The sequence below is a fragment of the Azorhizobium oxalatiphilum genome (assembly GCF_014635325.1).
GTDB lineage: Bacteria > Pseudomonadota > Alphaproteobacteria > Rhizobiales > Xanthobacteraceae > Azorhizobium > Azorhizobium oxalatiphilum.
The window spans coordinates 1,412,412-1,424,358 of sequence record NZ_BMCT01000001.1; the positions used below are offsets into that span (position 1 = coordinate 1,412,412).

Annotated in this window: 10 protein-coding genes; all 10 read left to right on the forward strand. The window is 67.4% G+C overall.

The features are described 5' to 3' along the window. Window positions 1–124: 124 nt before the first annotated feature. The 10 genes from IEW24_RS06280 (at window position 125) to IEW24_RS06325 (ending at window position 11,937) form a co-directional block, all read left to right on the forward strand. Window positions 125–538: an ester cyclase gene (locus IEW24_RS06280; protein ID WP_188576414.1), complete on the forward strand. Its 414-nt coding sequence runs from the start codon at window positions 125–127 to the stop codon at window positions 536–538. Continuing rightward, a complete protein-coding gene (locus IEW24_RS06285) occupies window positions 538–1,932 on the forward strand; it encodes a dipeptidase (protein WP_210324134.1) in 1,395 nt (464 codons plus the stop codon). The genes IEW24_RS06280 and IEW24_RS06285 overlap by 1 nt, the downstream gene beginning before the upstream one ends. Window positions 1,933–2,293: 361 nt before the next feature. Continuing rightward, complete coding sequence (locus IEW24_RS06290) at window positions 2,294–3,553, forward strand: acyl-CoA dehydrogenase family protein (protein WP_188576416.1); 1,260 nt, start codon at window positions 2,294–2,296, stop codon at window positions 3,551–3,553. 72 nt (window positions 3,554–3,625) lie between these two features. Further along, the gene (locus IEW24_RS06295; RefSeq protein WP_188576418.1) at window positions 3,626–4,702 is read left to right on the forward strand and encodes an ABC transporter ATP-binding protein; all 1,077 of its coding nucleotides are present in this window, start codon (window positions 3,626–3,628) and stop codon (window positions 4,700–4,702) included. A 150-nt stretch (window positions 4,703–4,852) separates the two neighbouring features. Next, entirely contained in the window at window positions 4,853–5,920 is a 1,068-nt protein-coding gene (locus IEW24_RS06300) for an ABC transporter substrate-binding protein (protein WP_188576420.1), read from the forward strand. An 81-nt stretch (window positions 5,921–6,001) separates the two neighbouring features. After that, on the forward strand, window positions 6,002–6,895 hold the full coding sequence (locus tag IEW24_RS06305) for an ABC transporter permease (RefSeq protein ID WP_188576422.1): 894 nt from the start codon (window positions 6,002–6,004) through the stop codon (window positions 6,893–6,895). Continuing rightward, window positions 6,892–7,695: an ABC transporter permease gene (locus IEW24_RS06310; RefSeq protein ID WP_188576424.1), complete on the forward strand. Its 804-nt coding sequence runs from the start codon at window positions 6,892–6,894 to the stop codon at window positions 7,693–7,695. Before IEW24_RS06305 ends, IEW24_RS06310 begins: the two co-directional genes overlap by 4 nt. Before the next feature lie 120 nt (window positions 7,696–7,815). Further along, window positions 7,816–8,481, forward strand: a complete 666-nt coding sequence (locus tag IEW24_RS06315; RefSeq protein WP_188576426.1) for a GntR family transcriptional regulator — start codon at window positions 7,816–7,818, stop codon at window positions 8,479–8,481. A gap of 204 nt (window positions 8,482–8,685) precedes the next feature. Beyond that, window positions 8,686–10,857 carry an amylo-alpha-1,6-glucosidase gene (locus tag IEW24_RS06320; RefSeq protein ID WP_188576428.1) on the forward strand — a complete coding sequence of 724 codons (2,172 nt, stop codon included), beginning with the start codon at window positions 8,686–8,688 and terminating at the stop codon, window positions 10,855–10,857. A 60-nt stretch (window positions 10,858–10,917) separates the two neighbouring features. After that, on the forward strand, window positions 10,918–11,937 hold the full coding sequence (locus IEW24_RS06325; protein WP_244644181.1) for a PRC-barrel domain-containing protein: 1,020 nt from the start codon (window positions 10,918–10,920) through the stop codon (window positions 11,935–11,937). Window positions 11,938–11,947: the final 10 nt, after the last annotated feature.

Consider the following 11,947-nt stretch of genomic DNA (forward strand, 5'->3'; position numbering starts at 1 on the left):
GGGCGGCCTCCCGAATTCGCATCGGGGGAGCTGGAACCCGTTTTCTGCATGCAGTACACATATGGCCGTTGTGACTGTTTTTTTGTCAAGCCGCCTGCTTGAGCAAACCGCGAGAGGAGCCCCCATGCCGACCGACGATCCCAAGGCTGTCATCCTGCGCTATTACGATCAGGTGTGGGACAAGCGTCAGCCGGAGGCCATCGAGGGGCTGTTCGCGGCCGAATATGTGAACCATGCCGGCGCGCGCGGCCTGCTGGCGGGGCCGGCCGGCATCCGCAAGAATTACGATGCCCTGCTCGCCTCCTTCCCGGACGTGCGGTTCACGCTGGATGACATCCTGGTGGACGGTGAGAAGGTGGTGGTGCGCTACACCATGCTGGGCACTCACACCGGCGAATTCCAGGGCCGCGCGCCCACCGGGCGGGCCGTGACCGTGCCGGGCATCGGCATCTATGCCGTCTCCGGTGGCAAGATCCGCGAGAGCTGGGTGCTGCGCGATTCCCTCGTGCTGCTGCGCCAGCTGGACGAGGCTGCCTGATGGATGACGGGATGCGCGACTGGCGGGCCTATCTCGCCGATCACCAGATGGAATTCCTCGAGCAGCTCAAGGAATTCCTGCGCATCCCGAGCATCTCCGCCGATCCGGCCCGTCTGCCGGACGTGGACCGCGCGGCGGCGTGGGTGGCGGCGCGCGTGAGCGCCGCCGGCCTTGAGCATGTGGAGGTGCTGCGGGCGGGTCGTTACCCCATGGTCTATGCCGACTGGCTGCATGCGCCGGGCCGGCCCACGGTGCTGATCTACGGCCATTTCGACGTGCAGCCCGTGGATCCGGTGGACGCCTGGACCCATCCACCCTTCGAGCCGACCATCGTGGATGACCGGATCTATGCGCGGGGCGCCTCCGACGACAAGGGCAACATGTTGGTGCCGATCCTCGTGCTGGAGGCCTTCCTGCGCACGCGCGGCGCCTTGCCGGTGAACGTGAAGCTGCTGTTCGAGGGGCAGGAGGAAATCCTTAGCCCGGACCTGCCGGCCTTTGTCGCCGCCGCGCGCGAGCGGCTTTCCTGCGACATGGTGGTGAGCGCCGACGGCTGGCAGTGGAGCGAGACCGAAGCCGATCTGCGGGTGGGCCTGCGCGGCCTCTGTGCGCTGGAGGTGACGGTGCGCGGGCCGGCCACGGAGCTGCATTCCGGTTCCCATGGCGGCGCGGTGGCCAACCCCGCGCAGGCGCTGGTGCGGCTGCTCGCCAGCCTGCATGGCGACACCGGGCGGGTGGCCGTGCCCGGCTTCTATGATGAGGTTCTGCCGCTGGATGAAACGGCGCGCAGCCAGATCGCCGCCGTGCCCTTCGATGAGGCGGCCTATCGGGCGCGGGTGGGCGTTTCGGCGCTGGCCGGCGAGCCTGGTTTCTCGCCCCGCGAGCGCATCGGCGTGCGGCCGACGCTGGAGATCAATGGCATCACCAGTGGCTATGCGGGGTCGGGGGTGAAGACGATCATCCCCGCCCAGGCCAGTGCCAAGATCACCTGCCGGCTGGTGCCGGATCAGGCGCCGGCCGTGATTGCGGAGCGGGTGCGGGCACATCTGGCAGCGCAGGCGCTGCCGGGTGTCGAGGTGGAGGTTCAGGTACTGCCCAATGCGGCGCGGCCCTATCTCATCCCCATGGATCACCCCGCCAACCAGGCCGCCGCCGAGGTGTTGACCGAGCTTTACGGGCGCGCGCCCTATTACACCCGCTCCGGCGGCTCCATCGCCATTCTCGACCTGTTCCGGCAGGAGCTGGACGCCTTCACGGTGATCTACGGATTCGGCCTGCCGGACGAGAATTTCCATGCGCCGGATGAATTCCTGCGCCTCTCCGGCTTCCGCCTCGGGCAGGAGGGCTATGGCCGCCTGCTGGAGCGCATTGCGGAAATTTCCGGCAGCCTCTGATTTTTCCCGAAACGCCTGTTCAAGCCTCGGGGCGGTGCGACGCATCGCCAGCGATGGAACATGTCCGCGCCATGGCCCCGGATGCCCCGCGAATGGACGCGTACAGCGGAACATTGGCTAAAAATCAGGCGGAAAGGATTTGACGAAATTTTCTGCCCTCTGCATGCTGCATGCAGTCAACGCGACACGAGCCCACGGCGACGGACAGCCGCAGGGCCGCGCGTGGCCTGGAGCCGGATCGGTTCAGATTTAATCTGAACCGTGAATCCGCCTCTAACGCTTTGGTAGAGAACGTCTTTCGGCCTCGATTGCGAAGCAATCGAGCCGGACGTGCTCTAGGGTGCATCGAAAGGATTGCGTGATGGCCTTCACCCTTACCGCCGAACAGAAGAAGTGGGTCGAGGTGGCGCGCTCGCTCGCCAAGGACATCGCCGCGAATTCGCGCCGCGACGACGAGGCCGCCGCCTTCCCGACCGAGACCTTCGCCAAGCTGCGCGCGGCCGGCCTGCTCAATCTCGCCGTGCCGAAGGAATATGGCGGCGCCGGCACCGAGGCCGGCAATGCGCACCTGACCGCCTATCTCGTCACCGAGCAGATTTCCCGCGCCTGCCCCGCCACCGGCTGGGATCTCATCATCCACTATCACCAGTGCGGCGCGGTCGCCCGTCTCGGCAATGAGGAGCAGAAGCGCCGCATCCTCGGCGACGTGGTGAAGAACGGCGCGCTCATGGGCTCGCTGGGCTCCGAGGTGAACCATCAGGAGCAGACCGCCCCCAAGGATGCCACCCGCAAGCTGATCTTCCAGGCCGAGATGACCCCGGTGGAGGGCGGCTTCCTCGCCAACGCCTCCAAGCACTTCTGCTCCAACGCGCCGGTTGCCGACTACATGCTCTACTGGAGCATCGCCCCCGGCGCCAACGCGGCCACCGATGGGCTGACACTGTCCATCGTCACCAAGAACAGCCCCGGCCTGACCTTCTCCGAGCACGGCTGGGACGACATCATCGGCCTGCGCTCCTCGGTGAGCTGGAGCGCCAAGCTGGAGAACGTCTTCATCCCGTGGGAGAACGTGCTCGGCGAGCCCGGCGACTTCGTGCAGAAGGATCCCTACACGCTGGAGCTCTCGCAGGCCTTCCAACTGCTCGGCTCGGCGCAGGGTGCGCTCGACCATGTGCTCGACGTGCTGCGCGCCCGTCCGTTCCTGCAGAAGGAAGAGGGGCTGATGGTGCTGCTGGGCGAACTGTCCGGCGAGATCCAGGCCTCGCGCGGCTCCTGCCTGCTGGCCAGCGCGCTGTGGGAGGAGAAGGATTTCGGCGCCGCCGCGCTCGCCTCCCTGCGCGCCCACCACACGGCGCGCGAGACGGCCCTTCATGTGATCACCAAGGCGTTCGACATGGTGGGTACGCGCGCCTTGTTCGCCTCCTCGCCGCTGGAGCGCTTCTGGCGCGACGTGCGCACCGCCTCGCTGCACACCCGCGCCTCGCAGCTGCTGCGCCTCGTGGCCGATGCGGACGTGGCCGGCACCTATGCGCCGAAGCAGAAATACGGCGCGCTGGTGGATAAGCCGGTGACTTGGGAGTCGCTGGGCATTCCCCGGCAGCCCCGTGCGGAAGTAGCCTGAGCATCCTCCCCCGAACGGGTAGGGCGGCCCCAGCCGCCCTGCCCGTCCTGTCTCGAACCTTGAGAGCGACCTATGCCCCAGGGTGCCAGCCTCTCCCTTCGCGAGCTTGCCAAATTCTATGATGGCGCGGGCGCCGTGCTCGGCGTCTCGCTCGATCTCGAACCCGGCAAGTTCCTGACGCTGCTCGGCCCCTCCGGCTCGGGCAAAACCACCACGCTGATGATGGTGGCCGGTTTCGTGGATCCCACCGGCGGCGACATCCTCGTCAATGGCCGCTCCGTGGCGCGCATGCCCGCGCACAAGCGCGACATGGGCATGGTGTTCCAGAACTATGCGCTGTTCCCGCACATGACGGTGGCGGAGAATGTTGGCTTTCCGCTCAAGATGCGGAACATGTCGCGTTCGGAGAGGGACGACCGCATCGCCACCTTCGTGAAGATGGTGGGGCTGGAGCCGTTCGCCAAGCGCTATCCGCAGCAGCTCTCCGGCGGCCAGCAGCAGCGCGTGGCGCTGGCGCGGGCGCTGGTGTTCAGCCCCTCGCTGGTGCTGATGGACGAGCCGCTGGGCGCGCTTGATCGCCGCCTGCGCCTGCAGATGCAGGAAGAGATCAAGGGCATCCAGCGCGAGCTGGGCCTGACCGTGATCTATGTGACGCACGATCAGGAAGAAGCCCTCACCATGTCCGACATGGTGGCGGTGATGGAAGGTGGGCGCATCTCCAGCTTCGGCACGCCGCGCGAGATCTACGAGAAACCCACCAACCGCTTCGTGGCCAATTTCATCGGCGAATCCAATTTCATCCCGTGCCATCTGGAGCAGGCGGGAGGCGAGACACTGGCGCGGCTGGAGAGCGGCGCGCGCGTGGCGGTGGGGGCTTCCGATCTGCCCGCCGGCGCGCCCGGCGTCATCTTCCTGCGGCCCGAGCGGCTGCGCCTGTGCGCGGCTGATGACGCGCTGCCCAACAAGGTGCCGGGTCGTGTCATGGGCGAGATCTATCTCGGCGACGCCTCGCTCTATCGCGTGCGTCTCGGCGACGGGCTGGAGGTGAAGGTGAAGCGCCCCAATCGCGGCTACGGCATGCCGGTGCGCGAAGGCGACGAGATGATGGTGGGATGGCAGCCCGCCGACAGTATCGTGCTGCGGGCCTGAGGCCCGGAAGCCGGGCGCCGCGCGCGTCCGCAAGAGAAGCCCGCAAGAGACACCCGCAAGAGACACCCGCAACAGAAAACCGCGCCGACGAGATCAAAAGACCGGGCGCGCAGACAGCCGGAAAATTCTCATCCAGAGGGGAATGGTCGCATGTCAGTCCAGCAGAAGAACGTGTCCCGGTATCGGCTCGGCATCGCTGCCGCCGTGGCTGCCGGCCTCCTGGTCTCCGGCGCCCCGGCGCTGGCGCAGAGCGCTGGCAACCTCACGGTGCTGTCGTTGGGCGGCAGCTATCAGGAGGCCCAGAGCAAGTTCTGGTTCAAGCCCTTCGCGCAGGCGTCCGGTGTCAATCTCACGGAAGCGGCGGGCTACAATTTCGCCAAGCTGAAGGTGATGATCGAGAGCGGCAACGTGGAAGCCGATGTGGTCGATATCTCCGCCGACACCGCCGACAATCTCGGCCATGCCGGTCTTCTGGAGAAGATCGACTGGTCGAAGATCCCGGCCGATTGCAAGGCCGGCATTCCCGCCGCCGCCAAGCGCGACTATGCCTTCCCCACCATCCAGTGGGCCATGGTGATGGCCTACAACACCAAGACGTTCCCCGAAGGCAAGGCGCCCAAGACCTGGGCCGACTTTTGGAATGTCTCCGCCTTCCCCGGCAAGCGCGCCTCCATCGGCGCCACCCGCCCGCCGGTGGAGCAGGCTGCGTTGGCGATCAATGGGGATCTCGCCAAGCTCTATCCCATCGATCTGGATGCCGCCTTCGCCAAGATCAAGTCGCTGGGCAGCGCCATGGTGTTCGCGGATGGCTATGCGCAGGTGGCGCAGTATCTGGCCGATGGCGAGGCCGACATGGTGGTGATCCCCAACGGCCGCGTGGCGCCGCTGGTGGCGGCCGGCAAGCCGGTGGCCATCAACTGGAACCAGCACCTCACCTTCCCGAACTTCTTCGCCATCCCGAAGGGCGCGCCCAACAAGGACAATGCGATGAAGTTCCTGGCCTTCGTGTGCAAGCCGGAGGTGATGGCCGCCATCGCGCCCGCCACCAATTACGGCCCGATCAACATGGATGCCTATACCTTCATCACCCCGCAGGTGGCGGCGCTGCTGCCGGGCAATCCCAAGACCGCCTCCATGGGCCGGGAGGCCGATGCGGCGTGGCTGGCCAAGTTCCGCGGCGACATCGCCAAGGGCTGGTCCAAAATGGCCATCCGGTGACGGCCATTTGCTGACCGCTGAAGCCTGCCCGCCGGCGCTCATGCCGGCGCGGCGCCCACCCCTGGGAGGATGAGGAATCCGATGACGGACACGACGCTCGCAGCGCGCGCGGCCAGCGCCCCCGGCGTGCCGGTGCGCACCAAGGCGGGCCGGGGCGTCTACCCCTGGCTCGCGCTGCCCGCCATCGGGTTCTATCTCATCTTCTTCGGCTGGCCGCTGGTGCAGATGATGTGGCGCAGCGTCTTTGACGACGGCTTCACCTTCGCCGGCTACTGGGAGTTCTTTTCGCTCCCCATCTATTGGTACGTGCTCGGCTACACCATGGCCATCGGCGTGGTGACGCTGGTGCTCACGCTGGCCATCGGCTACCCGGTGGCCTACTGGCTGGTGCGGCTGGACCGCACCTGGACCGTGGTGCTGATGGCCTTCGTGCTGATCCCGTTCTGGAGCAGCGGCCTCGTGCGCACCTATGCCTGGATCGTCATCCTCGGGCGGCAGGGCGTGGTCAACAACCTGCTGATCCGCCTCGGGATCATCGACCAGCCCTTCGCCTTTCTCGGCACCCACTGGGCGGTCATGGTGGGGCTCACCTATTACCTTCTGCCTTACATGATCCTGTGCCTCTACAGCGTCATGAACAATATCGACCGCAACCTGATGAAGGCGGCGCGCAATCTCGGTGCCTCGCCGTTCCGCGCCTTCCTCACCGTGTTCGTGCCGCTCACCAAGCCGGGCGTGTTCGCGGGCAGCTTCCTCGTCTTCATGCTGGCCATCGGCATGTACATCACGCCCGCTCTGCTGGGCGGGCCGGAGCAGACCACGCTGCCCCTCGTCATTGCGCTGCAGATCAACGAGGCGCTGGACTGGACGCTGGCGGCGGCCCTCTCCATGGTGCTGCTGGCCTTCACCATCATCATCCAGCTGTTCGCGAACCGCTTCGTGGATCTCGACCATATGTGGGGAGGCGCGCGATGAGCGAGCGCACTTTGTCGCCGGGCAACATCGCCCTCTCGGCCTTTTCGGTCATCGTGCTGTTCGTGCTGGTGGCGCCGATCCTCGTGATCGTGCTGGTGTCCTTCACGCCGGGCGATCTGATGCAGTTCCCGCCGCAGGGCTTCTCCCTGCGCTGGTACCAGCGCTATTTCGAGGATCCGCAATGGCAGTCGGCCACCGCGCTCAGCTTCCTGGTAGCGGGGCTCACGGCGGTGTTCTCGCTGGTGCTGGGTTTCCTCACCTCGCTGGCGCTGGTGCGCGGGCGCTTTCCGGGCAAGAACGCGCTGCGCATCTTCCTCATGAGCCCGCTCATCATCCCGAAGATCATCGTCGCGGTGGGGCTCTATTTTCTCTATGTGCGCATGCGCATCCTCGGCACCACCTTCGGGCTGGTGGCGGCGCATACGCTCATCGCCATGCCTTATGTGGTGATGATCCTGTCCGCCGCATTGTTCGGCTTCGACCGGCGGCTGGAATGGGCGGCGCGCAATCTCGGCGCCTCGCCGCTGAAGACGCTCTGGCACGTGACGCTGCCGTTGCTGCGGCCGGCCATCATCTCGGCCGCGCTGTTCGCCTTCATCGCCTCGTTCGACGACATCATCCTCAGCCTGTTCCTCACCAAGCTCTCCGCGCCCACCCTGCCGCGCCAGATCTGGGTGAACGTGCAGCAGGTGATCGATCCCACCATCGCGGCGGTGTCCACCCTGATGACGCTGATCTCGGTGCTGGGCCTGTGGCTGGTGGCGCTGATCCAGCGCATGGCGGCGCGCGGGGCCAGATAGGGACAGGGCAGGGGCGGGCGCTTTGGCCTCACGCGGAAGTTGAATGCACCTGCTAGAATGGTTCAAGGATTCGGGCTCTGACAGGGCCTTCAGGGTTTTCAAAGGGCAAAGCCGGACGGCATGAACGACGAGACGGAACTTCTTCAGGCGGTGCAGCGCGAGCCCGTGGTCAAGCACGTCCATCGCGAGCTGCGGCGCGCCATTCTGCAAGGCCGCTTCCCGCCGGACTCCCGCCTCGTGGAAACATCGCTTGCCAAGACGTTGAACGTCAGCCGTACCCCGGTGCGCGAGGCCATCTCCAAGCTGGAGATCGAGGGCCTGGTGCGGCGGCTGCGCGGTGGCGGCGTGGTGGTGGAGGATACGTCCGCCCGCCTGTCCGAGGTGGTGATCCTGCGGCAGGCGCTGGAAGGGGCGGCGGTGCGCCTTGCCTGCACGCGGGCAAGCGATGCGGAGCTGGACGCCCTTCTGGCCGCCAGCGAGGAAGCCTCGCAGAGCGTGCCCACCGGCAGCGTGCGCCTGCGCTCGGAGCTGGATCGCGAGTTCCATCTGCGCATCGCCCAGATGTCTCACAGCGTGCGGCTGGTGAGCCTGATCGAGGAATTCTACGAATATTCCTACAGCGAGCTGGCCCCCGGCAGCGGGCCGGCCGATCTCGATCTCCTGCAGCACCAGCACATTGCGGTTGCCCGCGCGCTGAAAGCCCGGGACGAGGCCGCCGCCGAGGCCGCCATCCGCACCCATCTCGACACGGTGCTGAAGATCGTGCGCAAGCGCGTGGGCGAATAGGCCCGCTTCCCCTCCCTTTCCGAGCTGAGCTGGCGTTCACCACCCCGTGAGGGCGGTGGCGCGGGAACAAAGCTCGACTGTTGCGCGTTTGGTTCCGTTTCGCCGTGCGGGAGGGGGTATTCCTTTCCGTGCTTCCACCGATCTTTGCTTTGTCCGCCCTGTGCCCGTTCGGCCCCTGGCGCAAACGCATCCCGATGGGGGCTTATGAACCTGCAGCAACAGCCGGATGGCACCGAAGAACCGCTGTTCGAGATCAGCTCTTACGGCCCGCCCTCGCGACCGCGTGGCACCCTGAAGCAGGGGGATGCCTTCGCCGTCTTCGATCTCTATGGCGACATGGGCGTCTCGCCCGGCACGCCGGACGGGCTCTACCATCAGGACACGCGGCATCTGTCGCACTGGTCGCTGAAGATCGAGGGCCGCGAGCCCCTGTTCCTCGGCTCGACCATTCTGGATGGCAATGCGGGCCTCGCGGTCGATCTCACCAATCCCGACGTGATGGTGGATGGGCGCAACCAATTGCCCAAGGACACGCTGCACGTGGTGCGCCTGTTCTTCCTCTGGCAGGAGGCGGCGCATGAGCGCTGCTCGATCCAGAATTACGGCAGCGAGCCGGTGGACGTGGTGTTCACCTATGAATTCGACAATGATTTCATCGATCTGTTCGAGGCGCGCGGGGCCAGGCGCGCCAACCGCGGCACGCTGAAGGAGCCGGTCATCGCGGACGGCCGGGTGCAGCTCGGCTATCGCGGGCTCGACGGGGTGGAGTGCCACACCGAGATCGAGTTCCGCCCCAAGCCCACGCACCTCAGGGCCCGCAGCGCCGAATTCGTGCTCCAGCTGGCGCCGGGCGAGCGCACCTCGCTGTTCGCCACCATCGCCACCAGGGCCAATCCCGAGCGGATGAAGCGGCCCTTCCTCCAGAGCTTCCAGCGCGCCTGCCGCTCCGCACGCACCATCCGCGCGGGCATGGCCGAGGTGGTGACATCCAGCTCGCATGTGAATGATGTGCTGGAACGCTCCGCCGCCGATCTCGGCATGCTGCTAACGCAGACGCCGCAGGGGCTTTATCCCTATGCCGGCATTCCCTGGTACTCCACGACCTTCGGCCGCGACGGCCTGCTGACCGCGCTCAGCATGCTGTGGGCAGACCCGGCCATCGCCAAGGGGGTGCTGCTGCGTCTGGCCGCCTTGCAGGCAAAGAGCATCGATCCCGAGGCGGACGCCGAGCCCGGAAAGATCCTGCACGAGATGCGCGGCGGCGAGATGGCGCGGCTGAAGGAGGTGCCCTTCGCCCTCTATTACGGCAGCGTGGATTCCACGCCCTTGTTCGTGCTGCTGGCGGGGCGCTATTTCGAGCGCACGGGCGACGTGGCGACCTTGCGCACGCTCTGGCCCGCCATCCTCGCCGCGCTGGGCTGGATCAACGGTCCCGGCGACCGGGACAAGGACGGCTTCCTCGAATATTACCGCGCCACCGACACCGGCCTCGCCAATCAGGGCTGGAAGGATTCCTTCGACTCCATCTTCCATGCGGATGGCCGGCTGGCGGAAGGGCCGATCGCTCTGGTGGAGGTGCAGGCCTATGTGCATGCCGCCAAGCTCTCCGTGGCGGTGGCGGCGCAGGCTTTGGGCGAGACGGAACTCTCCGCCCGCCTGCGGTTCGAGGCGGCGACGCTGGCCGAGCGGTTCGAGCAGCATTTCTGGTGCGGTGATATCGGCACCTATGCGGTGGCCCTCGATGGGCAGAAGCGCCCCTGCAAGGTGGCCACCTCCAACCCCGGCCATGCGCTGTTCTCAGGCATCGTGCAGCCGGATCGCGCGGCCTCGGTCATCGGACGGCTGATGGACAAGGACGGCGCGTCGGGCTGGGGCATCCGCACCATGGCGCGGGGCGAGGCGCGCTATAATCCCATGTCCTATCACAACGGCTCCATCTGGCCGCACGACAATGCGGTGGCAGCGCTGGGCATGGCCCAGTACGGCCACACCGATGCGGCGGTGAGCGTGCTGGAAGCCATGCTGGATGCGGGCTGCAGCATGTCGCTGGGACGCCTGCCTGAACTCTATTGCGGCTTCCGCCGCCGCAAGGGGCGGGGGCCGACGCTCTATCCGGTGGCCTGCGCACCGCAGGCCTGGGCGAGCGCCACCGTGTTTGCCTGCGTGCAGGCCTGTCTCGGCATCGATTTCCGGGCCGAGGCGGAGGAGGTGATTTTCCGCCGCCCCCGCCTGCCGCGCAACATCGACGAACTGACCATCCGCAATCTTCGGGTGGGCCGAACCGAACTCGACGTGACCGTGCAGCGCCGTGGCGCGGACGTGTCCGTGGGCGTGGATCGTCGCATCGGCGACGGGCAGGCCATTGTCCTGCTGTGAGGAGCGGCCGTGGGGGGCGGCTCCGCAGCACCAGTCATCAAACGGGGGAGTAATCTCAAGATGAACGCCATCACGCGCGGGCTGCGGCCCGCTGTCCTTGTCCTTGCAGGGGCTTCGTTCGCGGGCGCGGCCCTGATGTCTCCGGTGCTGGCGCAGGCTCCCGCGCCGGAGACGCCGCAACAGGCCACGCCTCCCGCCGCGCCCGCACCGGCACCCGCCAGCCCGCCGGCTCCCGCTCCGGCCGCTCAGGCGCCTGCTGCGTCCCCGCCTGCCGCCAATGCGCCGGCCGCCGCGCCGCCTCCGGCAGCGAGCGCCCAGCCGAACCCGGCGCCCGCACCGCCCCCGGCGAACCCGCCGGCCGCAACGGCGGCACCTGCCGCGCCTCCAGTTCCGACGCCTCCGCAGGCGGCCGAGAACGCCACCGAGACACCCGCCATGGTGATCGAAGGCGGGGCGGCCGATACCCTGCTGGGCAAGCCCGTGCAGAGCGCCAATGGCGAGGATATGGGCCGCATCGTGGATGTGGTGATCGACCGCGCGGGTGTGCTGCGCGCCGTCATCATCGATTTCGGCGGCTTCCTCGGCGTCGGCAGCCGCAAGATCGCCGTGGACTGGCGCGTGCTGCATTTCCCCAAGGATGGCGCCATGGACCGCGTGGTGGCCGAGCTTCAGCGCAACCAACTGCGCTCCGCGCCGGCCTTCAAGGCGGGTGAGCCCATGGTGGTGGTGGGCCGCGCGGAAGGGGCAGGGCCGAGGTCCGCGCCGCCTGCGGCCGCTCAGCCTGCCGCTCCCGCTGCCGCTGCCCCGGCCGCCCCGCAGGCGCCGGCCCAGCCTCCGGTGGCACAGGGTGCGCCTTCCATGCCACCGGCTGCTGCCGGGGCGACCCCGCAGCCGGCTCCGGCTGCTGCGGCACCCGCCAAGCCTGCCGAGGTCAAGCCGGCCGAAGTCAAGCCGCAGGAAGCCACGCCCACGCCGCCGCCGGCCGCTGCTTCGGCGCCTGCGCCAGCGCCCGCCGCCGCGACTCCGCCGCAGGGGGCACCGCCGCCTGCGCCACCCGCCGATGCTGCGCCGAAGAACTGACCTGCATCAG

What these genes read in the sequence shown, in the direction of transcription:
- IEW24_RS06280 (WP_188576414.1), top strand. Translation starts at nt 125, where the DNA reads ATGCCGACCGACGATCCCAAGGCTGTCATCCTGCGCTATTACGATCAG.
- IEW24_RS06285 (WP_210324134.1), top strand. Translation starts at nt 538, where the DNA reads ATGGATGACGGGATGCGCGACTGGCGGGCCTATCTCGCCGATCACCAG.
- IEW24_RS06290 (WP_188576416.1), top strand. Translation starts at nt 2,294, where the DNA reads ATGGCCTTCACCCTTACCGCCGAACAGAAGAAGTGGGTCGAGGTGGCG.
- IEW24_RS06295 (WP_188576418.1), top strand. Translation starts at nt 3,626, where the DNA reads ATGCCCCAGGGTGCCAGCCTCTCCCTTCGCGAGCTTGCCAAATTCTAT.
- IEW24_RS06300 (WP_188576420.1), top strand. Translation starts at nt 4,853, where the DNA reads ATGTCAGTCCAGCAGAAGAACGTGTCCCGGTATCGGCTCGGCATCGCT.
- IEW24_RS06305 (WP_188576422.1), top strand. Translation starts at nt 6,002, where the DNA reads ATGACGGACACGACGCTCGCAGCGCGCGCGGCCAGCGCCCCCGGCGTG.
- IEW24_RS06310 (WP_188576424.1), top strand. Translation starts at nt 6,892, where the DNA reads ATGAGCGAGCGCACTTTGTCGCCGGGCAACATCGCCCTCTCGGCCTTT.
- IEW24_RS06315 (WP_188576426.1), top strand. Translation starts at nt 7,816, where the DNA reads ATGAACGACGAGACGGAACTTCTTCAGGCGGTGCAGCGCGAGCCCGTG.
- IEW24_RS06320 (WP_188576428.1), top strand. Translation starts at nt 8,686, where the DNA reads ATGAACCTGCAGCAACAGCCGGATGGCACCGAAGAACCGCTGTTCGAG.
- IEW24_RS06325 (WP_244644181.1), top strand. Translation starts at nt 10,918, where the DNA reads ATGAACGCCATCACGCGCGGGCTGCGGCCCGCTGTCCTTGTCCTTGCA.